Origin of the sequence: Chryseobacterium indologenes, assembly GCF_001295265.1 — a bacterium.
GTDB classification, from domain to species: Bacteria; Bacteroidota; Bacteroidia; order Flavobacteriales; family Weeksellaceae; genus Chryseobacterium; species Chryseobacterium indologenes_A.
In genome coordinates this window covers 433,027-455,857 of the sequence record NZ_LJOD01000001.1, presented here as the reverse complement: position 1 = coordinate 455,857, position 22,831 = coordinate 433,027, and the positions used below count along the sequence as shown (strand labels likewise).

The following is a 22,831-nucleotide window of genomic DNA, read 5'->3' as shown; positions in this document are numbered from 1 at the left end:
AAGCATCTAAACATGACTAACCATTATTCAATTTAAACAACAATTTTATGAGAGTATTAACTTTAATTTTTATGGTTTTAGCCTTTATAATAGGCGGGTTTTTATCGGTAATTCAATTTAAGTGCATAGAAAACAGGATGGGAACCGATGGTGATTCTCAAAAAACGGAGCAGGTTTACGCTCTTGTAGATAATGCACAAAAAGAAATTGATGAATTAAAGAAACAGGGGGTGGATATAACCAAGGTAGACGATCCCCAGATTCAGGAAAGCCTTGATATTATTTCAAAAACACCTCCAAGATGGAAAGTTGAATATGCAGGGAAATTAGGAATTTTATTAGCTGTTCTTGCTTTTGTGATGGTAATTACCGCATTTATGAAAAAGGAGCTGGTAACAAAATTAAGCATAGCTGTAGTCATTTTAGGACTTGTGGTATGGTTTTCAGCGCCTGACATTGCAGCGGGTAAATACTCTGGAATGAATCCTAAAACAGTTGCTTTAATTGCATGGGGAGCTTTAGCGGTTTCTTCAGCCTGTGCTTTTATGAGCTATAAATTACATCTAAAAAAGAGAGTTGCTGCTTAAATAATAAATTGAAGTTCAAAAACCAGTGAGTTTAGGATAATAAAAAAACAAAATTAAAACTAATAAAAACATGGATGCTTTATCAATAATAGGAATGATATTAATGTTTCTTGGATTTGCGAATGCCGCCTGGGTTGCAGTGCTTTATATATTATCATTAAGTGCTGTGTGGCAGGAACCAAACTTTCAAAAAAGGCAGGAACAGCCAATGAAAATACAGATGCACATCTGGAAACAGGAAAAGCAATATCTAATAATTTATTAAAAAAACTGATCTGGAGGCTGGCAGTTGGTTGTCTGGGCTGGCTTATGTTCTATATAGCAACAGGCCATTTTTAAACCGATGATCTGTATAACGGCATTGGCCGGGATGCAGGACAGGTTTGAAGCCGGGGGATAGAAGCTGTAAAAACCATGAAAAATAACCATTACATCTGTTTTCATCTTTTATGATGACACTCAGTAATTGTATAACTAAAATTAACTTCCAGTCTCCTTCTCCCAGCTTCCGGTTTTATCATTAACCCTGCTGCAGGTTAAGCAGTATTTTTAAAATCCCGGGTTCAGTAAACTGATGGTTCATAAAAATTAAACGGCGGAAAAATGAATAGTTTATCAATGACAGACATGATATTAATGTTTTTTGGATTGGGTAACACAATTTGGATTGCCATTCTTTATATAGTATCCATGAACACCACTGAAGAAACTGAAATTTTCAAAGAAGGCGGGAACAGCAAATGATAGAGATGAATATTTCGAAAACAGAAACCCGTATCAAATGGTGATTGGGCTCTATTAGCCTTGTTCCCTAAAGCTATCCCGTTTTTTAACGGGATTTTATTTTACTATAAATTGAATAAAATAAAGGGGTATTGTATCAATGCCGTACTGAAAATAAAAACAGTCATTCCGACAAATTTATTTAAAACCCCAACGAATATATCTGAAATTCTGACAAATGTTCATTAAACAGAATTCATATTTTACTTTCATTTATTATTGCAGTGTAAATCGTTCAGAAAAAGGAGAAAATTTAATAATTATATAAACTGATACTATTAATTCAAAATCATTAAACTTATGAGAAAACAGTCATTTTTTTTAATCCCGCTTCTTTCCCTTACCCTTCTTTTTACATCTTGCGGAAAAGAAGTTACCAATGTAGAAATAGGGAAGGAATTTAAAGTAGATCAAAGCCCTGTAACGATTCTAAAACTGGAGGAAGGAAAAGTGTTGCGTGCAGTTAAAGAAGAAATGGTGAAGGTAGCGCCAAAAGGAAAAAAATACATCTATCTGGAAGTAAAAAATCCGAAAAATGAAATGATTTTCCTGAAAGCCTTTAGTAAAGATAAAGAGCTGAAATCAGAAGATAATCTTATGTATTATACCCACGATGTAGAAAGCGGGTTCGAGGATGCTTATTATCTTGTAGATGAAAATACCGCTATTGACAAAATTATAATTACCACACCTTCCGAAACTGAATATACCGTGCTGAATCCGGTGGCAACAAAAAGTAAAATTTCTATTCCTGAAGATGTACAGCGTATTATTGATTCTTATTCCGAAAATAAAGCCATTGGACTGCTGGAAGGTTTTGCTCCTTATGTTGAAACCGGAAAAAATGTTCATGATATTGCAACCCAGGAAGGTTTTCTTACTGCCAGCAACATGATGAGTAATAAAGCAGAGCTTTCCTATTTCACAGAAGACGGGACAAAATATATTTTCAATGTTACCAATGTTCTAGGTACTAAAGCCAAAGTAACCACTCATTGGAAAAACGGTAAAATAACCAATATTGAAGTAGTAGAATAATAATTTTAGAAAAATAAAAAAAGAAGCTGTTCCTCAAAAGGTCAGCTTCTCTTTTATTATGGGGCTGGCAGCTCCGGCAGGATGACCGCAAAAATACTTTTACTGTTGCCCATTATAACGGAATTATTATTCTGTCCATAAATATCCCATAGAATAAGTCCTGGCTTTACCGGCCACAATCACTCTTTCGTTTTTATTTTCACAATAGAGCTGTCCTCCTCTTTCAGAGAGCTGGCGGGCGAAAAGCTTATCTTTTCCTAATCTTGATGACCAGAACGGAATGAGCGAGCAGTGCGCAGAGCCGGTTACAGGATCTTCAAGAATTGAGGATTGAGGTGTAAAATATCTTGAAACAAAATCACTGTCAGTACCTTCAGCCGTTACAATAACCCCTCCCGGATCCAGATTGATGAGGTCGAAAACTGATCTTTCAATTTTGATTTTTTGTATATCCTCCTCAGATTCATATACCAGAACATAGTCTCTTGATTTGAAGATCTCTTTAGGCTGTATATTGAGAGATCGGGCTATACTATCCGGAAGAGTGGAGGCATCAGGCATTCTTGAGGGAAAGTCCATATAATACAATCCGTCTTTTACCTCTACGGTTAAAGTTCCGCTTCTGGTTTCAAAAACAATTCTTTTGTTCTGATAGTTTAGGATGGAAACTAAGCAGTGAGCTGTGGCAAGGGTAGCATGGCCGCATAAGTCCATTTCTATTTCCGGGGTAAACCATCTCAGATGAATACTATGGCCATTATCAATGAAAAAAGCTGTTTCTGCCACAGCATTTTCACGGGCTATTTTTAAGAGCATCTCATCGGGTAACCAGTTTTTTAACGGGACAACACATGCAGGATTTCCATGGAAAATTTCTTCTGTAAATGCATCTATCTGGTATAATTCTAACTTCATTATTAATTAACTTAGGGAGGTAACAAAGATAATGTATTTCCGGAACAGTCCTTCGCTTAAGGCAAATTAATGATGAATACTTTTAGCTCTTCCGGGTTAAATTTTTTATTTGCCCGGTGGAAAATCTGTTTCCTGTATTTTTAAATATATTTTTTGCCAATTAAAGCAGGATTCAGATTGTATAAGCTTATTTTCCGGAATAATTTTGTAATATAAAAAAAGATCAGTTATGGAAATTAGAGAAACAGGGTATTCAGGTTAGCCTAAACAAGCGGAGATGCTTTCGGATGGTTGAAATAAATATCAGAATAAAACCATTATCATCCCCAAAATATATAGTAGTAACAAACATTTTACCTTTTATGACAATAATGCAGAATAGGGTTTCTCCCAATGGCTCCCTTATCAGAACCAAAGCACGGGGCGCCTGGCTTGGCAATCGTGGGGTTATCCACAATGAGAAGCAGGAAATTATAAAGCCATTTAAACTTAAAGCGTGGATAACATGCGTACTGGAATTCAGGGGAAGGCACAGGGAAATAATGCAGCCCAATTCCTGGACAGAACTTTTCTTTCTTGATGAGGCCACAACATTTTCCGCGGGGCATAGACCCTGCTTTCAATGCAGGTACAAAGATCACATGCGGTTTAAGGAATACTGGCTAAAAGGCAACCCTCAATATGGGTTTGACATGAAAACACCTGTTAAGAAAATTGATGATATTATACACTATGAGCGTATTGACCGGAACCGGCAGAAGCTGATGTACCCTGAGCAGATTAAAAACCTGCCCGACGGAATTTTCGTTGATATTAAAGAGGAATGTTATCTTCTTTTCAATGGAAAACTCCATCACTGGACGCCGTCTGGATATGATCGTTGCCAGGTGGCAATGCCCGAGCTTATTGTTAAGGTGCTTACACCTCATTCCATTGTTAATACCTTTATGGCAGGATATAAGCCCCAGATAGATAAGACTGCAGAGTTGCAGGGCAGCTGAGGGAATGTTCATCATAAAATCCGCATTCCTTATCTTTGAAAATAGCGCTTTTTGAAATATGGAAAATACAAAAATAAAGATACCGGTACCGGAATTATTCAATAAAGACGAATGTTTATGGTTTTTGAGCCGTGATTTTGATGATTGTATGTATCGTGTTTATAAAGACCGGGTTAGAAGGGCATTTGGTGAAGCCGGGAGCATTATGGTTGTGGATGTTTATATGATGCCGGATGAATTGGTTTTAGAGTGGTTGAACATGAAGCCATGTGATCAGGATATTGAAAACGTAATCCGGTTTGTTTCAGAATGGTTCGATCTGGAGACAGACTTAACTCAATTTTACAGCATAATTCTTGAGGATAAACGGATAGCTCATATCGCAAAAGAGTATTCAGGACTGAGATTTATCGGTATTCCTGACCTTTTTGAAGCGCTGGCCTGGGGCATCATCGGGCAGCAGATCAATCTTTCTTTTGCCTATAAGCTAAAGCGCAGGCTTGTAGAGAAGTACGGAACATTTACCCTGTATGAAGATGAGAAATATTACGTGTTTCCGGCAGCTGAAGTACTTTCAGAAGTGAAGACTGATGACCTGAGAGCGCTTCAGTTTTCTGAGAAGAAAGCAGAATATCTGATTACTATTGCCAAAGCTTTTTCGGCCGGAACATTAAGCCGGGAATTATTACAGAACCTTCCCGATCTTGAAAGCAGGATTAAATACCTTACCAATATAAGGGGTATTGGTCTTTGGACGGCGAACTATGCGCTGATGAAAAGCCTGAAAGAACCATCCGGCATACCACACGGGGATGCAGGACTTTTAAATGCCCTCATAAATCATGGAATTATTGAAGCAAAGAATGATAAAGCATCCATAGAGGAATTCTTCAAACCCTTTACAGGGTGGGAGGCTTACTTAGTATTTTATCTATGGCGTACACTTGCCCGGCCCAAAGAATAATTACATCCGGTTCAATAAATATAAAAAGCGAAAACAGCCTGTGCCTGTTTTCGCTTTTTTATAAATGCTGAAAGCCGGAATTAACTGCGCCCATCATGAAAAATAATGCCGAGACTATGCCTGTGACCGCTATGAAGCGGACTGACGCCATGTTTCATATTGACCCGGTAGTAGCCCCTGCTTCCCTTCACAGGACGGAAATTGGTGGTAAATAATACCATATCACCACAATTGGGTTTTAACACATTTACTTTAGACTGGGCGCGGGGAATCTGTTCGGTAATGACAAATTCACCGCCGGTGTAATCTTCATCTGCCTGATCAAGCATGAAAACCATCTGTATCGGAAAGAAAATTTCACCATATAGATCCTGATGCAGGGTATTGAAACCTCCCTCACCATATTTCAGAATAAGAACCGTAGGTTTTTCCTGGCCGTGTTCCCGGCAGAGTTTTTTCATTGTTTCATGTGCAGATGGAAATTTCCTGTTTATATTCAGTTGCTGCATCCACAGGTTGGCTACAGGTGCTATTTTAGCATAAACGTTTTCCCGCAATGCAGTTATCAGTTCTGGCAATGGGTACTGAAAGTATTTGTATTCCCCCAGGCCAAAACGATACCGTTCCATAATGATCGTTTTCCGGTAGGTATCATCTGCATTATAAGCCTCAATCAAGTCATCACATTCGTTTTTGCTCAATACCTCCGGAACAATAACAAAGCCTTTGTCGTGCAGTTCTTCCCTGATTGCTTGCCAGTCTTTGGTTTCTAATCTTGCTTCTATATTTTTCATAATATTTTTATGGGAATAAAATTAGCTTTAAGCGGGGGAGAAGAAAATCCGAAACCTGTGGTATTTCTGGAAACTGAATTCTGAATTTTTCAGATTTATTAAACCAGTTAAATGTACAAGTCATTTATGAGTTGTAATTTAGCTTAAAAATTAAAGATTACTATTATTATTTATAGCCCATGCACGAAAAACTACTTTTAATATTGGGATTACTGCTCATTGTTATGCTGCTGGTCATGCTGGCACAAAGAATAAAAATTGCCTATCCTATTTTCCTGGTTCTTGCCGGGCTTGGCATCAGCATGATTCCGGGAGTTCCTGTTTTAAAGCTGGATCCGGATATTATATTTCTTATTTTCCTGCCACCGTTATTGTATGAAGCGGCCTGGTATACCTCATGGAATGATTTCTGGAAATGGAAGCGCCCCATAAGCCTCTTGGCTTTTGGACTGGTATTTTTGACTTCCCTGGTGGTAGCCTATGCTTCACAGGCTTTGATTCCCGGATTTACACTGGCGCTAGGTTTTTTACTGGGGGGAATTGTTTCCCCGCCGGATGCTGTAGCAGCCACAACTGTATTAAAAGGATTGAAAGTACCCAAAAGAACCATTGAAATACTGGAAGGAGAAAGCCTGATTAATGATGCTTCTTCCCTGATCGTATTCCGTTTTGCACTGGCTGCGGTAATGACAGGAGCTTTTTCTATGCATGAAGCAGCCGGACAGTTTTTCTGGGTGGCAGGAATGGGAATTGTTACAGGGATTGCAGGAGCTCATATTTTCTATGCCATTCACAGGTTTCTGCCTACGACTCCGGCTATTGATGCCGCACTTACGGTAATGACACCATATATTTTATTTCTTTCTGCAGAACATTTTCACTTTTCCGGAGTAATGGCCGTAGTAAGTGGAGGACTGTTCATGTCTTTCCGGGCTCATGAAATTTTCAAAACAGGAACAACAAGAATTAATATGACGGGAGTCTGGAATACGTTGATTTTTGTAATGAATGCTTTGGTTTTTGTTCTGATAGGCCTTGAGCTGCCGGATATTATCAGCGGGTTGGGAGAAACCTCTTTGGTACAGGGAATTAAATATGGATTAATCATCAGTTGTATTGTTATTATCGTTCGTCTCTTATGGATCTATCCGGTAGCTCATATTCCGAGATGGATAAGTGAAAAAGCCCGGCGTGATCCCAATCCGGGATGGAAAAATCCATTGATTATAGGATGGGCAGGAATGAGAGGAGTTGTTTCCCTGGCCACAGCATTATCCATTCCGGTAATGATGAACGCACAGACTGAATTCCCTATGAGAAACCTGATTATTTTTATGACCTTCATCGTTATTTTTGTAACATTGGTTTTTCAGGGGCTTACCTTACCTTTGATCATCAGATTAACAAAAATAGGAGAGATTGATCCTGTGATCCCTTCCCATGAACAGCAGGCAGGAATTCAGATGAGACTCGACAGGCTTGCTATAGAACAGCTTAATAAAGAGCAGGAGGTCAGCTCCAACAGTTTAATTGAAAACCTTAAGACTGCCCTGGAAAATGATATTAAACTTCATCAGAATCATTTAAGTTCCCTGGAAATGTGTACCAACAGGCAAAATGATATGAAGGAGTATCATAAGATCATGCTTGATATTTTTGCCTTACAGAGGAAAGAATTGTTCAAAATGAAACGTGAAAAATTGTTCAGTGATGATGAAATCAGAAAAGCAGAGTCACAGCTTGATTTAAATGAATTGAAAATAACGGGAAACAAACATTTATAACGGCCTGAAAACTGAAAATAATGCTCAGAATAAAGCTTAACCCCTGAACTTTAAACCTTAAACCCTAATGAAAGTATTACATTTTTTAGTCATTGGAAAAAATCAGGAAATTCTGGATGTCTTAAAGCGGATTATAGAAAATAATGAAGGCTGGACTGCAGAAATTCAAAGTGATGAAGAACACAGTTATGCATATATTAAAGAAAATGATGTGGATATTGTTCTTTTAAGTTCCGGATTGGAAGAGCAGTTTGAGAAAGATATTAAAGTATTTTGTGGAAATTTAGACAAAAAAGTAAACGTTATTGAGCATTATGGAGGAGGAAGCGGACTGTTAAAGAATGAAGTTTACAGTCTTTTTCCTAATTTGCAGACATAAAATATTTTTATGTTTGATAATATCATCAAAAACATTACACGGTTTATCAGCCTTACTCCGGAAGAAGAAAAAACCTTTACAGACTTATTGGTTTGCAGGACATTTCCTAAGAAATCCGTTTTATTAAAAGAAGGAGAAATATGCCAGTTTGAAGGGTATATTCATAAAGGATGCTTGCGGATGTATTGTTTAGATGATAACGGAACCGAGGTTACCCTGCTGTTTGCCATCGAAGACTGGTGGATCAGTGATATTTCTTCATTTCAGGAACAAAAACCGGCAAGGGTTTATATAGAAACGCTGGAAGATTCAGAAATTTATATGCTGAATCCGACAACAAAAGAAAAATTGCTGAGAGAAATTCCTAAGTTTGAAAGGGTATTCAGAATGCTGGTACAGAGAAATCTGTTCACCCTTCAGAACCGTCTGGTCAATACCATTTCAAAATCAGCTTCAGACCGGTACCTTGAGTTTATCAAAGTATATCCTTCTATTTCCCAGAGAGTTGCTCAATATTATATCGCTTCATATCTGGGCGTTTCTAAAGAATTTGTAAGCACAATCAGAAAGCGTCTTGCTTCCAGGGAAAAATAAGCTTCCCGTTGCAGCGTAAATTAAACTGATCGCGCAGATTAACATTCTGTATTATTTCTAAAACTTCAGCTTTGTATTGGATTTACAGTGGTTTGTGGGATACTGGCTTGTTGCGTTTTTCCAAGCTGTTACTATCAAAAAACTCAGTTGCATTTTTTTGCTGAAGTCATTTATTAAACTAGTTAAATGTGCAGGCTCTTCCGTTTCTCTAAATTTGTTATATCAAAAACAAGCAAATAACAAGTGAGATATGGATAGAAAAGATTTTTTAAAGAAAGGATTGCTGGGAACAGGAATGTTTGTCGCATCTGCTTCTTTAGGTAATACCATGAAAAATGAGATTGATGAAATTGAACCCCTGGAACCAATCGGATATAACCATCTGCCTAATACAGAATCGAAAATCAAAGATAACTCCGTAATTCATAGAGCAGATTCAAGAGGAAAGGCAGACCACGGATGGTTACTGAGCCAGCATACTTTCAGTTTTGCCAACTATTATAATCCTGAAAGAATGCATTTCGGAGTATTAAGAGTGCTGAATGATGATAAAGTAGAAGCAGGAAGAGGTTTTGGAACTCATCCTCATGACAATATGGAAATTATCAGTATTCCTCTGGAAGGTGACCTTGAGCATAAAGACAGCATGGGAAATACAGCAGTAATCAAAAGTGGAGACATCCAGGTCATGAGTGCAGGAACAGGAATTATGCATAGCGAATTCAACAGAAACAGTGACCAGCCTGTGAAGTTCCTCCAGATCTGGGTGTATCCGAATAAGAGAAACGTAGCGCCAAGATATGATCAGATCACTCTGGATAAAACAAAAAGCCACAACAAATTTCAACAGATTCTTTCACCTGATGCTGATGCTGATGCTGAAGGGGTTTGGATTCATCAGGATGCCTGGTTTCATATGGGATCTTTTGATGAAGGGAAGGAAATTAATTACCAGATCAGAAAAAAAGGAAACGGGGTTTATGTATTTCTGATAAAAGGAAGCATTGAAATTGAAGGACAAAAATTAGAAAAAAGAGATGGTTTCGGGGTTTGGGATGTTAAAGAGATCAACCTAAAAACAACTACAGCAGATACAGAAATTCTTGTAATGGAAGTACCCATGACATTATAACCCAAGATTTAATATCATGAAAAGTATAGTACAAAATACCGTAAGCAGCTTTTGTCAGCGATTTAAAAGATGCAGGAATATATTCTCCAACCGCTTTGATAGCAGGAAATGTAGTCAGAGGAATTATACATGCTAAATTTTCTTCAACAAAAAAATTAGAAAAAGTATATCTGCTCGCAGGCCCCGCCTTTTTTAAAACTGCGGAAAGCGGAATTTCGGAAGCTATTTCGGAGTCTGAAAAGAAATAATGAACAGGTTTCATTAATATTGTTGATGTACGGGCTGTCTCCTGTTGGGGCAGCCCGTTGTTTTTATAAAAAATATCAGTTATTGAATTAACCGGGGAAAAGTAATTCTTATTGTCAATCAATCCTGATTATTTTTTGATAGCCCGGGAACGGATTCTGCTCAGGGTTTCCTGGGTAATGCCTAAATACGATGCAATCATATGCTGTGGAAATCGCTGCGAAAATTCAGGGTAGCTTTCAATGAGCATGTTATACCGCTCTTCAGCCGTCATACTTATAGCTGCATTGATTCTTTTTTGGCTGGCGAAAGAATAATTTTCATCCAGTTGACGTCTGAGTTCATCCATAATAGGAAGAGAGAATACTTCTGCTGTTGCTTCCCTAGTTAAAACAAGTAAATCAGTATTTTCACAAGCTTCAATATTAAAGGAAGAAGGAGTGAGCTTGGCAAAACTCTCACGATCACCTACCCACCAGCCTTCAATATAGAGGCTCATGATGTGCTCGGTACCTTTGCTGTCCGTACTGTATTTTTTCATGGAACCTTTAGCAAGAAATCCCATATAGCTGCTTACATCTCCTGCATGTAAAAAGAAATCACGCTTTTTAAGTTTATGAGGAGCAAAATTACTTTTCAGAATGCCAATTTCATTGGCTGATAAAGGTCTGGATACCCGCGAATTAATATATTCTATTAAAGTGTCGTACATTAGTTGTTATGTTTACCTAACTCAAAAGTAAATATACTGAAAATAGGAATCCTTCATAAGGAATATTACGATTATGACTGTTCAGGTGAGTCCGTACCCGGAAATTGATTGGTATTGATAAGCATCCTGAGAACAGAATATTTTGAGACATCCTCCCTTTTTTGAATGTAAAATAATGGTTAGATTTGAATGCCGGATTTGTCTGTAATCTGCAGACGGTTAAGAAGAATATAAAAAGAGAAAAAATAGTGCGGAATGACTGAAGTATTTGAAAATTATCTATCCTCAACAGAAGAGCTGTCTGCCGGAGAAATCAGCTTTTCTGCGCAGTTCTTCAAACCGATCCGCTTAAAAAAAGGTGACTTTTTTATTCGTGAGGATGAATTCTGCCGTCATATTGGATTTATCGTTAGTGGTGCTGTAAAGGCATATGCTACCGACAAAGAAGGAAAGGAAAATATAACCTGCTTCAAGTTTGAAAAGGAATTCATAACCTCGTTTCCTGAGTTTGTGAAACAGGAAAAGTCCAGAAGGAGTATCAGGGCTATAGAAGATAGTATAATCTATACAATAAGCTATCCGGACTATCAGCATTTGCTCAGCCAGGTAACTGCCTGGAACGGAGTTATAAAATTAGTGATGGAAAAGGAGTATCGGGAAAAGGAACTTTATCTGCTGAATTACAATAACAGATCTGCTGTGGACAAGTACCGTCATGTCTTATCCAGCGAACCCATGCTTGTCCAGCGCACTGCAACACAGGATCTGGCATCATATCTGGGCATCACGCAGCGATCGCTTACTCGGGCAAAAGGACAAATACACAGACCTGATGTATTATAGGACAAATGTCCTTATGCAATCCTGGCCATCAATGTAGATTTGCATAAAAAAAACAATGCTACGTAAGATTGCTCCCGAAGTAACCCAGATTTCACTCATGCCCAGAAACAGCATCAACTGCTATATTATTGAAGGTGTATTGGTAGATTCCGGAATACGGAGTTCATATACCACTGTAAAGAAAGCACTTCAGAAAATTCCTGTTTATCAACATATACTTACGCATGCGCATGCAGATCACCAGGGCTGTAGCGATCAGATATGCGCTGAATTCGCGATACCCTTACTCTGTCATCCCGACGAAGTTTTCAGGACCGAAACGGGTATGGTAACCAACGATTATCCGGCCCCGGAACATTGGGTAGCAAAGCTCCAGCAGAAATACTGGGCAGGGCAGGGGCATAAAGTTGAACGGACAATCGTTGAAAATGACAGCATAGGAAACTTTCGGGTAATAGAGACGCCCGGGCATTCGCCAGGCCATATTTCTTTATTCCGTGAGCGTGATGGTGTACTGATAATAGGGGATGCGGCGACCAATATGAACCTTCTTACGACAGCAACCGGACTGCGGCTTCCGCCCAACATATTCACCTCAGATCAGCATCGCAATATCCGGTCGCTCCGGAAGTTAGCAGAGCTTAATCCTGCCATTATCTGTTTCGGGCACGGACCGGTCATGCGAAATACAGATCGGAAGTTTGAGAAATTTGTGGCTGAATGTGGCGCGGCTGTTTAAAGATACATCGTGCTGTAATTAAGATTTAAAAGAAGAAAAATCACAAATGCGGAATGTAAAAAAATGAAAACCTTAAAGAGCAGATGAAGGAGTTAAAGACAAAAACAAAACGGCTATTGTGATAATAGCCGGAAAAACGTAAGTGAATCATTACTCGGATAATGACTATTTTTTTGTATGTTTCTTTAAAAAAGCAAGGCTTCCTTCGGCAAGTTCCTGGGCATTATGCGGTGACTGCTGCCATAATGAAACCTTTTCCTGCATTCCCGGAATTGAAGAACTGAAATTTTCAAGAACCAGATTCCCTTCAAAATTGATTTCTTCCAGTGCCGAGAAAAATGCGTCCCAGTTCACGGTTCCTTCTCCCGGCATACCGCGGTGGGACTCTGTAACATGAATATGCTTCAGCCTTTTTCCGGAATTGATAATGGGGTCATAAAAATTGTTTTCCTCAATATTCATATGAAACGTATCAAGGTGAAGAAAAAGATTGTTTTTTCCTGTTTTTTTTATAAGCTCCAGAACATTTTCCGCTGTATTGCAGACATAAGATTCATAGCGGTTAACAGGTTCTATGGCGATATCTACATTTCTGGCTTGGGCATAATCTGCCACATTACACCATACTTCAGTGATGATGTCCTTTTCCTTTTTTGTGACAGGTTTTCCGGTAAAGACGCCTATTCCGCCATGCAGTACCCCGGCCAGCAGGTGGGTATCAAGCTCATTAACTTTATCAATTGCTTTTTTGATGAGTTTTTCTGCGATCCCGGGATAAAACGCAATATGGGCATCTTTGGGAAGGTTTAATGAGCATACGGCTTCCAGATCATTTTCTCTAAGCTGTTTTTTTACCGTAGCAGCATCAAACTCCATTGAATTCGGCAGCAGTATCTCGATGAGGTCAAACCCGGTCTGTGCGGTTTTTTCTATAGCATATTTTCCGGATTCTGCATTCCATTGCGGAGTGATCCAGGAGAGTAGGGAAGCCCCTAATTTTATATTCATTACTTTCTTTATTTTATTTTTAAAAAATCCACCATTCTGTTCGTATTCCGAAATAAGTTCCGAATCTTTTTGCTCCCGACTGCTGTAAAAAAGGGGAATAAAGACTATTCATAGCCTGGTTATTATATCTTGATACTTCTGCAATAAAACGGATGTGGGGCCTGGCCCAAACACTTCGCTCTGCGGTAGGAACAATGGTGGGAGCAAAAACCAGCTTCATCATGGATGCAGCATCCTGTGTCCCGTTTTTCCGGGAAGCATAATGGAATTCGGAAAGGAGATGAAACCAGTTGTTAAAATAATAGGTGGCTCTTATTCCCGTATTAAATTCTGTTTTCCTGTTGAAAATTTCACGGTGATAATAGTCCACAGCCTTATCATTGCTGACGGATCCTCCTTTGCTTTTGGTGAAAACAGCATAGGGATTAAGCGCCCATCGATTTGAAATATTCCAAAGGAAATGTTCAACGACTGTGAGAGAATAAGCGCTTTTGTATGTTTTTGTCAGTTCATCAGGAGCTCCATACGTCCTCCAGGTCTGGGTATTTCCATTATCTCCGCCATTGGCAATTCCGGTTCCGTATCTCACAGAAATCTGATTGAATGAACCCGGGATTTCTGTAGGCAGACGGGTATTTAGTTTCGCCCCGAAAACCCAGCCCCGATCAGACGGATACTGCTCTATGGAGTTTTCTCCTGATTTTTCTACATGGTGGAATTCTGCGAGTAACTTCAGAGAATGTCCTGAATTTTTAAAAGGAAGTGCCTGCTCCAGAACAAAGACTTCTCTCTGCCTGTAGATCAGGTTTTTTGATCCACTGATGACATTGGTATAAGAGTATGGAGTAGAATTACTGGCTGCGGTATCAATAGCTGCCGGAAAAAACATGGAAAACCGGGTGTTCTTATGTTTTATTCCCCATCCGGTTGCCGAGTGGTCATCAAAATAAAAATAATCTGCAATATGAATGTCGTCATACCTTAGCCATCTTGACCCTGCCCATACATCCCAATCGCTTCCCATAATATTCCTCGCCTCTACAAATGCTTCCGGTAAGGCTATAATCATTCCCTGATTAGATTTTGAATCTACATTTCCAAGAAAAGTTCCTCCGGAGTAAAAGCTTAATCTTGCCTGCATATCAATCTTTGTACTTGTTGTACTGTCACCGTTAACCACAGGACTGAAATGGAAAGCAGGTAAAAAATCAACATAATCTCCCTGGTCCATCCTTCCCCCTAAAGATCCCTGATTATTCAGATTCAGCTGTCTTCCTGTTTTTCCGTCTGCATTCGGAGAGTATCCGGCTCCGATTCTCCCGGTGGTTCCCAACGAAAATTTCTTGTTGGTGATGGTAATCTGGGCATTAATTTTCCTGCTGATGCATATAAGTAAAATGCACCAGATCCATAACATCTTTGTTTTCATAGGAGTTACTTAAGGGTTTTAGGCTTATAGAATTTTAGTGCAAACAATAAAATAACCACATAGCACAGAATAGGAAGGAGATAAGCGTGCGCTATATCCTTCTCTGCAATTCTGCCCATTATCGGAGGGAAAACAGCGCCTCCAAACATCGCCATCACCAGGAATGAGGAAGCCTGCTGAACCTTTGATCCCAATCTTTTAAGTCCGAGACTGAAAATGGTAGGATACATTACACTGAGGAACAGGTTGAGTAAAATGAGACTTATAAATGAGGCCCATCCGAAACTCTGGGAAATAATCAGGCAGAGAATAATATTACATGCTGTAAATATGGCCAGCAGTTTATTGGGAGCAATGAACCTCATCAGAAAGGTTCCGATAAACCTTCCGATCATCATCATAGCCATGCTCAATGAAAAATAATAGGATGCCTGTATTTCTGGAAGGTGCATTTTTTCTACGCCGTAATTGATAAAATATGCCCATGTTCCACCCTGTGCTGCAATATTGAAAAACTGGGCAATGACTGCAAATATAAAATGCCTCTGTTTATAGAGCGGAGCATCAGGATCTGAAACAGAAACGTCTTCACTGTTTTCATTTTCAGGAATCAGGTTTTCTTCTGCGTGAGGATCTTTCAGATCCGGTACTCTGATGAAGCTGAAAATAAGGGTAATCACCAGGATCACAATACCAATCCAGGTATAAAGGTTTTTTACAGAATCCAGAGATCCTGATCCTGAATCCGGAGTTCCGAAAATAAAATACCCGCCTAAAAGAGGACCAATGATAGCGCCCAAACCATTAAATGACTGAGCAAAATTTACTCTCTGATCACTCGTTCTTTCATCTCCTAAAGCGGCAACAAAAGGGTGAGCTACAGTTTCAAGCGTTGCCATTCCCATGGCAAGAACAAAAAGAGCCAATCTGAAAAATTCAAAGGAAGAAGCATTGGCTGCCGGGATAAATAAAAAAGATCCGAGAGCAAACAATGAAAGTCCTAAGATGACACCCAATTTATAGCCAAATTTTTTCATGAACAGGCCTGCAGGAATCCCCATGAGTGCATAGGCACCAAAAATGGAAAGCTGCACAAGTCCTGATTTGGATTTTGAGATGTGAAGGACATTCTGGAAATGCTTATTAAGGACGTCGCCCATGGTAAGGGCAATAGCCCAGAAGAAGAATAGGGAAGTCACAAAAGACAGGATAATATAATATTTCTTATCTGTAAATTTTGGAGTAGTCATAGTATCTGTTTTAAGAAGTTTTACAGCAGTTATTTTCTCTGAATGTTCTGAATTCCTCATACGTATAATCCGGGCACGCACCGGATTTTGAAGTGATAAAAGCACCTAACGACGTCGCTTGCTTCATAATCTCTTCAGGTGAGCTGCCCTGAATCCTTTTAGACAGAAACCCCGCAAGAAACGAATCTCCGCTTCCTACCGTGTCTGCAATCTCAATATGAACTGCCGGAAAATTGTAAGAGGTACTGCCTACAAAATACCTGGCCCCTTTACTTCCTTTGGTAAGAACAATTTCATTCAGGTCAAAATAATTCTGAAGATGTCTGATACTGATATCTTCATCAACATAATCTACGCCGAGAAATTCCAGGATTGTTCTAAGCTCCGCTTTGTTCATTTTAACAAGATCAGCTTTGTGCAGCAGTTTTTTAATGAAATCAGAATCAGTGAAAGGAGGGCGGAAATTAACATCAAATACCCTGAATTCTGAATGCTCTAAAAGTTCCAGTAACGTTTTTTTGGAAACTTCATTTCTCGCGATCAGACTTCCAAAAACAAATGCCTTAGAACCTTGAACCAGTTCTGTATGCTCCGGAAGAACCTCAATAAAATCCCATGCCGCATCTTTTACAATTTCATATCGTGCTTCTCCATGCTCATCAAAATCAGCAAGTACAGTTCCTGTTGGCTTTTCCTGATCCACCTGTATAAAATCCTTTGTTATTCCCCACTGATCGATTTGATTGAGAAGCTGATGACCTAACTCATCATTTCCTGTTCTGCTGAGCATTTTTGTATCAATTCCCATTTTGAAAAGATGGTAGGCTACATTAAATGGTGCACCACCAGCTCTGGAACCGGAAGGGAAGATATCCCAGAGAACCTCCCCAAAGCATACCACATAGTTAATATTTTCTGTATTCATAATTGGTTAAACGTTTAAGTTATTATATAAAAAAAATGATTAATTGTAATTGGGTTATTTTAAAGAGGCCTTAGAGACCAGCTTGGCTGTTAAGGTAACTTTTTTTCCGGTTTCTGCATAATTACTGATCTGCCCATCCAGCAGCTTAATAGCTTCTTCGGCCATCTCTTCGATAGGCTGCTGAATATAGGTTATTTCCGTAGGGAAAAGGTCATATGCATCAGTTTCATCAAAGGCCACTACAGATACCTGTTCCGGAACCTTTATATTATTTTTAACAATATAGGAAAGTCCGGCTACTGCCAGTTTATTACTGGAAAAATACAGTGCTGTGTTTTCCGGTGTTGTTCCAAGCATCTTCTCTAGCTTTAAATGAACTTCTTGGGCTATATTTTCTAATCCTACCAAAAGGTAGTGTATTTCAAGCGGTTTTTCTGAAGATTTTACCGCTTTTTCAAAACCGTGCTGACGGTCCAGCAGTTGCGGAAGCTCTGTTTCGTAACCGGCATAAATTATTTTATTGAAATTCTTACTGATCAGTAATCTGGCCGTACTCTCTGCTATTTCCTGATTATCAATGGTAATCCCGGGAATGGTAACACCCTTAAGATACCTGTCAATAGTGACAACGGGATATTTGATATTGATAAGGCTTTCAAGTGTTTTTTCTGATCCTGCTACCGGGGCAACAATCATTCCGTCTACCTGCTGCTGAGAAAAAAGCTCTGTAAGTTTTTTAAATTTATCTGCATTTTCATCAGAGCTGCCAATAATCAGAGTATAGCCTAGTTTTAAAGCCTTATCTTCCAGATTCCTTGCCATATGCGAGTAGAATTCATTAGAAATATCTGCAACAATAAGTCCCAGAAGCTTAGTTTTATTGGTTTTAAGACTTTTAGCTATCTTATTGGGAGTGTAGTTAATCGTTTCAGCAATTTCAAAAATTTTTTTTCGGGTCTCCTCGCCAATACGCTGCCCTTCCTTTCTGTTGAGAACATAAGATACCGTGGCTACGGAAACTCCTGCCAATGTTGCAATATCTTTTATAGAAGGTCTTTTCATTTAATTATTTGTTGTGCAAAAATATTTCATAAAATAGTAAAAAAACAATAGCAGGATTTTTTTGGTAGTTTAATAAAATAATGTAAATTCGCAAAATTTCCAATCATAATGTAAGTATTTGTTTTTCAATGCTTTATTATGTATTAATTACTCTGGTGTTAATAAATTATTACATTATAGCCTAATGATTATTAAATTTAGTTAAACGTTTATCCAGTATTTTTTTTAAAGATTATATATTTGTCTGATTTTTCTTAGTAAGAAAAGTTCAGGTTAAAGACTTGGGGTATAAAGGCTGAAAGCTGTACTTTTTCGCTTCCAGACTTAAAAACTGTACCTATCTGATATCTTTATCCCGGGCTGAGGTTATTAAAAACTTATACATTATTAAAATTATAATCAACATGAAAACTTTTTTAAGTATTATTTGTATTGCTGCAGCATCCTGCTTGTCTGCTCAAACCGGAATTAACACAGATACTCCAAAGGCTACCCTGGACGTAACTGCAAAAAAAGAAGCCCTGAAAATTGATGGATTACTGCCTCCAAGACTAACATTAGCAGAGCTGACAGCAAAAGGCAATAATTTATACGGAGCCGAACAGGATGGTGTCATCATTTATATAACCACTATTTCCGATGGAGGGAATACGGAAAGCCAGAGAGAATACATTGTAAGCAAAGGACTTTATGTATTTGATGCTGAGGCTGTAAATAATGAAGGACGCTGGATGTGTTTATACTGTTATGCCCCGGTTTAATTTTTACATCAGTAAATGCTGCTTTAAACTTTGTATTAAATAGCTCTCATTCATCCGGATCTCATCTGTAGAAAAACGTATTTTGGAGTATTAATAGACTATTGAATTATTAGCTATTGATATTATATTGATTTTTTAACCTGTCTTTTATTGGACAGGTTTTTTTATGTTCTGTTGTTAATTTATTGTTTTTCATGTATTTGTTTTTTGAATTCATGCTGTCTTTTTTTTGAAATAAGTATTTAAACAATTCTGAAGTTCAAAATAAAAACAAAATAAAAGTATATTTATAATCTTTTATTAGTATATTTGTATACTAATTTGTTTGAAATGAATTTTGATCTTATAAAAGCAGTTGTGGAACTTGTTCAGCAATTTATAGAACAAAATGAAGATAGGACGATATACAGCAACGATCTCAGGGGATTTACTGAGTGGATGAATGCTTCCTGTAAAAATGCTTCTGAGCCGGATGATCCTGACTGGATAGGTAAGGAGTCAGGGAGGAGCTCCGACAGTATCATCAATACTTTATTGATAAGAATGGGGAGGTATGCAAAAACATATTCACGGTCAATCGGCAATTCTGTTTTTTCAAGTCAGGATGATTTTATTTATCTGATAAGCCTGAAAACAATGGGAGCTATGACAAAAATGGAATTGATAAGACATAATCTTCATGAGAAATCTTCAGGGATACTGATTATTAACCGATTAATCCGTAATGGCTGGGTTAAGCAGACAGTTTCTGAAAAAGATAAACGGGAAAAATACATCCAGATGACAGACAAAGGGTTTGCCGTATTGGAGGAGCATATGAGTGAAATCCGTAAAGCTTCAAGGGTTGTAGTAGGGGACCTGACGCATTCCGAACAAATGCTGCTCATTGCCATACTCTCTAAACTTGATGAATTCCACGATTCTTTTTACCGTATGAATCTTGAAGCAAGGGATCTGCTGGATGCTGCTTATAAAAGGTTGAACTGATTCAGCATAAAAAAATACCTGTTCAGACTATTAAATAAATAACAATGAATACTGAAACCCAGAAAAAGAGGATTGCGGTGATAGGTTCTGGATTTTCCGGCCTCTCTGCTGCTGCATACGCAGCGAAATCCGGAAATGAAGTACATGTATTTGAAAAGCACAACCAGCCCGGCGGACGGGCAAGACAATTTAAGACAGACGAAGGATATGTTTTTGATATGGGGCCCAGCTGGTACTGGATGCATGATATTATCGAAGGCTTTTTCACTGATTTTAATTGTAAAGCAGCCGATTTTTTTAGCCTGGTTTCTTTAGATCCTCAGTTTGAAATGGTTTTTTCAAAAGAAAAGATTTCCGTTCCGGAAAAAAATGGTGATATCCGTGAATTATTTGAAAAAATAGAGCCCGGAGCGGCCAGGCAGTATGACAAATTTATGAAGTCTGCTCAATTTAAATATGAAGTGGGAATGAAAGATTTTGTCACAAAACCCTGCTATAGCTGGATGGAATTTATTTCTTTAAAAATAGCAGCCAGTGCCTTAAAGCTTAATCTTTTAAGTGATTTCAGGAAATATGTTTCAGGCTATTTTGCTGATCCGAAACTCAGGTCCCTGATGGAATTTCCGGTTATATTTCTCGGTGCCTCACCTCAGCATATTCCGGCCCTTTACAGCCTTATGAATTACGGAGGCTATGTTTTGGGAACAAAATATCCGATGGGAGGGTTCTACCGGCTTGTCACGGCAATGAAAGAAGTGGCAGAAAAACAAGGGGTAACTTTCCATTTTAATCATGAGGTAAAGAAACTTAATATAGAAAACGGAAAGGTTGCTTCAATAACAGCAGATGGTAAAGAGTATGAATTTGATGCCGTAATTGCTTCATCAGATTATCACCATACAGAAACATTAATACCTAAATCGCTCAGGAACTATAATAATGCATACTGGAAAAACAGAACCTTTGCTCCTTCATGCCTTATTTATTATCTGGGGATTAAAGGAAAGATTTCTCATTTAAAACATCATACCCTGTTCTTTGAAAATGAACTAGACAATCATATAGACTGTATATATAAAAATAAGAAATGGCCTGCTAAACCACTTTTTTATGCGTGCTGTCCTTCAAAAACAGATCCGGATGTTGCTCCCGAGGATTGTGAAAATCTTTTCCTGCTCTTACCTCTGGCTCCTGGAATTCATGATGAGGAAGATGTAAGAGAAAAATATCTGGCAGAAATGCTTGAAAGAATTGAAAACCATACCGGGGAGCGCCGCCTTATTTCCAGAATTGAATATAAAAGAAGCTATTGTGTAAGCGATTTTATTTCGGACTATAATGCTTACCAGGGAAATGCTTACGGATTATCCAATACATTATCGCAGACAGCAGTCCTAAAACCTAAAATAAGAAACCGGAAGATCAGTAATCTTTTTTATGCAGGACAGCTGACGGTTCCGGGGCCCGGGGTTCCTCCGTCAATTATTTCAGGGAAAATTGTAGCGGCTGAAGTAAGTAAACTAAAAATGAAATAATATGAAAAAATTGTTTGATGAATTGTCTTACGAAGTCAGTAAGCACACTACTCAGAAATACAGCACCAGTTTTTCATTGGGAATACTGGCATTGAAGCCTTCCATCAGACCTGCTGTTTATGCTGTGTATGGATATGTGCGCCTTGCCGATGAAATTGTAGATAGCTTTCATGGCTATGACAAAGAGAAGCTTTTGAAGAGATTGAAGGCTGAAACCTATAATGCGCTGGAAGATGGCATATCACTTAATCCCATTTTGCATTCATTTCAGGAAACCGTTCGTCAGTATGATATTGATATACAGCTGATCAATCAGTTTTTGCACAGCATGGAAATGGATCTCCGTACAATTGATTATAACTCAGAGTTGTATAAAGAATATATCTACGGATCTGCGGAAGTGGTGGGGCTGATGTGTCTACAGATATTTACAGAAGGAAATAAGCAGCAATATGAAAAACTGAAGCCGTTTGCTATGAAGCTGGGATCAGCTTTTCAGAAAGTTAATTTTTTGCGGGACCTGAAAGATGACTATCAGATTTTAGGACGAACCTATTTTCCGTCACTGAACATGTCCGTTTTCGATAATGCAGTAAAAGCCCGGATTGAAAAAGAAATTGAAGAAGAATTCAAAGAAGCATTACAGGGAATAAAAAAACTACCGGGCTCTTCCATTTTTGGTGTTTATCTGGCCTATAGATACTACCTTTCCCTATTTGAAAAAATAAAGAAGACAAGTTCCCAAAATATGTTGCAGCAAAGAATCCGAATTGCCAATTCACAAAAGCTGCTGGTTGCATTTAAAAGCTATATACGGTACAAATCTGCTTATTTCTGATCGCAGGATTCTGTTGTAAAATAATTTTTGAAAAGTTTAAAAGTCAAACAAAAATAAATGATGTACAGATTATACAGAGAACAGCAGCTGAATTGTACTATAGAAACGGCATGGACGTTTTTCTCATCCCCTCATAATTTATCCGAAATAACCCCTGAAAGCATGAATTTTGTGGTTCTTTCGGATATTCAGGATAAGCCCATCTTTAAAGGAATGGAAATAGATTACAAAGTCTCTCCTTTATTGGGAATCCCGATGAGGTGGAAGACCATCATCAGCCAGGTAGAAGAATATAAAAGTTTTACAGACTTTCAGAAAGAAGGTCCGTATAAGCACTGGAATCATTTTCATGAATTTATTCCTAATGAGAACGGAGTATTGATGAAAGATACTGTAGATTATGAACTCCCGATGGGGATTTTAGGTAAAATAGCCCATCAGTTATTTGTTAAAGAAAAGCTCAAAAGCATTTTCGATTTCAGGTACAGGGTTTTAAATCATCTTTTTAACAGCAAACATCATTAA

25 protein-coding genes are annotated in these 22,831 nt (G+C 38.3%); 16 read left to right on the top strand and 9 right to left on the bottom strand.

Annotation, left to right across the window (positions count from 1 at the left end):
* The first annotated feature begins 47 nt into the window (after positions 1–47).
* Positions 48–587, top strand: coding sequence for a hypothetical protein (locus AOB46_RS02065; protein ID WP_131724293.1), 540 nt, complete (start codon positions 48–50; stop codon positions 585–587).
* A 70-nt stretch (positions 588–657) separates the two neighbouring features.
* Positions 658–852, top strand: coding sequence for a hypothetical protein (locus AOB46_RS02060; protein WP_062696367.1), 195 nt, complete (start codon positions 658–660; stop codon positions 850–852).
* On the opposite strand, the gene AOB46_RS02055 is transcribed toward AOB46_RS02060, so the two are convergent.
* Positions 849–1,031, bottom strand: a complete 183-nt coding sequence (locus AOB46_RS02055; protein WP_062696366.1) for a hypothetical protein — start codon at positions 1,029–1,031, stop codon at positions 849–851. The genes AOB46_RS02060 and AOB46_RS02055 overlap by 4 nt on opposite strands.
* A gap of 639 nt (positions 1,032–1,670) precedes the next feature.
* Here AOB46_RS02055 and AOB46_RS02050 point away from each other — a divergent pair.
* A complete protein-coding gene (locus tag AOB46_RS02050) occupies positions 1,671–2,408 on the top strand; it encodes a hypothetical protein (protein ID WP_062696365.1) in 738 nt (245 codons plus the stop codon).
* Between the two features lie 126 nt (positions 2,409–2,534).
* Here the strand turns inward: AOB46_RS02050 and AOB46_RS02045 are convergent, their stop codons facing one another.
* Positions 2,535–3,323, bottom strand: coding sequence for a PhzF family phenazine biosynthesis protein (locus AOB46_RS02045; protein ID WP_062696364.1), 789 nt, complete (start codon positions 3,321–3,323; stop codon positions 2,535–2,537).
* Positions 3,324–3,685: 362 nt separating this feature from the next.
* Between AOB46_RS02045 and AOB46_RS02040 the strand changes: the two genes are divergently transcribed.
* The gene (locus tag AOB46_RS02040) at positions 3,686–4,324 is read left to right on the top strand and encodes a hypothetical protein (RefSeq protein ID WP_082377010.1); all 639 of its coding nucleotides are present in this window, start codon (positions 3,686–3,688) and stop codon (positions 4,322–4,324) included.
* 58 nt (positions 4,325–4,382) lie between these two features.
* Positions 4,383–5,288: a DNA-3-methyladenine glycosylase family protein gene (locus AOB46_RS02035; RefSeq protein WP_062696363.1), complete on the top strand. Its 906-nt coding sequence runs from the start codon at positions 4,383–4,385 to the stop codon at positions 5,286–5,288.
* An 80-nt stretch (positions 5,289–5,368) separates the two neighbouring features.
* Here AOB46_RS02035 and AOB46_RS02030 read toward each other — a convergent pair whose 3' ends face one another.
* Positions 5,369–6,082: a 2OG-Fe(II) oxygenase gene (locus AOB46_RS02030; RefSeq protein ID WP_062696362.1), complete on the bottom strand. Its 714-nt coding sequence runs from the start codon at positions 6,080–6,082 to the stop codon at positions 5,369–5,371.
* 179 nt (positions 6,083–6,261) lie between these two features.
* Between AOB46_RS02030 and AOB46_RS02025 the strand changes: the two genes are divergently transcribed.
* The 4 genes from AOB46_RS02025 to AOB46_RS02010 all read left to right on the top strand — a co-directional run bounded on the left by AOB46_RS02025 (position 6,262) and on the right by AOB46_RS02010 (position 9,971).
* Complete coding sequence (locus tag AOB46_RS02025; RefSeq protein ID WP_062696361.1) at positions 6,262–7,866, top strand: Na+/H+ antiporter; 1,605 nt, start codon at positions 6,262–6,264, stop codon at positions 7,864–7,866.
* A gap of 67 nt (positions 7,867–7,933) precedes the next feature.
* A complete protein-coding gene (locus tag AOB46_RS02020; RefSeq protein WP_062696360.1) occupies positions 7,934–8,245 on the top strand; it encodes a hypothetical protein in 312 nt (103 codons plus the stop codon).
* A gap of 9 nt (positions 8,246–8,254) precedes the next feature.
* Positions 8,255–8,839 carry a Crp/Fnr family transcriptional regulator gene (locus AOB46_RS02015; protein WP_062696359.1) on the top strand — a complete coding sequence of 195 codons (585 nt, stop codon included), beginning with the start codon at positions 8,255–8,257 and terminating at the stop codon, positions 8,837–8,839.
* A gap of 250 nt (positions 8,840–9,089) precedes the next feature.
* The gene (locus AOB46_RS02010) at positions 9,090–9,971 is read left to right on the top strand and encodes a pirin family protein (protein ID WP_062696358.1); all 882 of its coding nucleotides are present in this window, start codon (positions 9,090–9,092) and stop codon (positions 9,969–9,971) included.
* Between the two features lie 376 nt (positions 9,972–10,347).
* Here the strand turns inward: AOB46_RS02010 and AOB46_RS02000 are convergent, their stop codons facing one another.
* Positions 10,348–10,929, bottom strand: coding sequence for a Crp/Fnr family transcriptional regulator (locus AOB46_RS02000; RefSeq protein WP_062696356.1), 582 nt, complete (start codon positions 10,927–10,929; stop codon positions 10,348–10,350).
* Positions 10,930–11,184: 255 nt separating this feature from the next.
* Here AOB46_RS02000 and AOB46_RS01995 point away from each other — a divergent pair, with 255 nt between their 5' ends.
* Positions 11,185–11,772, top strand: a complete 588-nt coding sequence (locus AOB46_RS01995) for a Crp/Fnr family transcriptional regulator (protein ID WP_062696355.1) — start codon at positions 11,185–11,187, stop codon at positions 11,770–11,772.
* A 55-nt stretch (positions 11,773–11,827) separates the two neighbouring features.
* Complete coding sequence (locus tag AOB46_RS01990; protein WP_062696354.1) at positions 11,828–12,511, top strand: MBL fold metallo-hydrolase; 684 nt, start codon at positions 11,828–11,830, stop codon at positions 12,509–12,511.
* Between the two features lie 165 nt (positions 12,512–12,676).
* Here the strand turns inward: AOB46_RS01990 and AOB46_RS01985 are convergent, their stop codons facing one another.
* From AOB46_RS01985 to AOB46_RS01965, 5 genes are read right to left on the bottom strand one after another with little or no spacing between them, the layout of a single operon-like run.
* Positions 12,677–13,519 (bottom strand): sugar phosphate isomerase/epimerase family protein, encoded by an 843-nt coding sequence (locus AOB46_RS01985; RefSeq protein ID WP_062696353.1) that lies wholly within the window; start codon positions 13,517–13,519, stop codon positions 12,677–12,679.
* Between the two features lie 19 nt (positions 13,520–13,538).
* The gene (locus AOB46_RS01980; protein ID WP_062696352.1) at positions 13,539–14,948 is read right to left on the bottom strand and encodes a carbohydrate porin; all 1,410 of its coding nucleotides are present in this window, start codon (positions 14,946–14,948) and stop codon (positions 13,539–13,541) included.
* Between the two features lie 5 nt (positions 14,949–14,953).
* Positions 14,954–16,198, bottom strand: a complete 1,245-nt coding sequence (locus AOB46_RS01975) for a sugar MFS transporter (RefSeq protein WP_062696790.1) — start codon at positions 16,196–16,198, stop codon at positions 14,954–14,956.
* Positions 16,199–16,208: 10 nt separating this feature from the next.
* Positions 16,209–17,123 (bottom strand): carbohydrate kinase family protein, encoded by a 915-nt coding sequence (locus AOB46_RS01970; RefSeq protein ID WP_062696351.1) that lies wholly within the window; start codon positions 17,121–17,123, stop codon positions 16,209–16,211.
* Positions 17,124–17,177: 54 nt separating this feature from the next.
* Complete coding sequence (locus tag AOB46_RS01965; protein ID WP_062696350.1) at positions 17,178–18,185, bottom strand: LacI family DNA-binding transcriptional regulator; 1,008 nt, start codon at positions 18,183–18,185, stop codon at positions 17,178–17,180.
* A gap of 404 nt (positions 18,186–18,589) precedes the next feature.
* Here AOB46_RS01965 and AOB46_RS01960 point away from each other — a divergent pair, with 404 nt between their 5' ends.
* From AOB46_RS01960 to AOB46_RS01940, 5 genes are all read left to right on the top strand, one after another.
* The gene (locus tag AOB46_RS01960; RefSeq protein ID WP_131724292.1) at positions 18,590–18,946 is read left to right on the top strand and encodes a hypothetical protein; all 357 of its coding nucleotides are present in this window, start codon (positions 18,590–18,592) and stop codon (positions 18,944–18,946) included.
* Positions 18,947–19,276: 330 nt separating this feature from the next.
* Entirely contained in the window at positions 19,277–19,933 is a 657-nt protein-coding gene (locus AOB46_RS01955) for a MarR family winged helix-turn-helix transcriptional regulator (RefSeq protein ID WP_062696348.1), read from the top strand.
* Positions 19,934–19,977: 44 nt separating this feature from the next.
* The gene (locus tag AOB46_RS01950; protein WP_062696347.1) at positions 19,978–21,468 is read left to right on the top strand and encodes a phytoene desaturase family protein; all 1,491 of its coding nucleotides are present in this window, start codon (positions 19,978–19,980) and stop codon (positions 21,466–21,468) included.
* 1 nt (position 21,469) lies between these two features.
* Positions 21,470–22,306, top strand: coding sequence for a phytoene/squalene synthase family protein (locus AOB46_RS01945; RefSeq protein ID WP_062696346.1), 837 nt, complete (start codon positions 21,470–21,472; stop codon positions 22,304–22,306).
* A 57-nt stretch (positions 22,307–22,363) separates the two neighbouring features.
* Entirely contained in the window at positions 22,364–22,831 is a 468-nt protein-coding gene (locus AOB46_RS01940) for an SRPBCC family protein (protein ID WP_062696345.1), read from the top strand.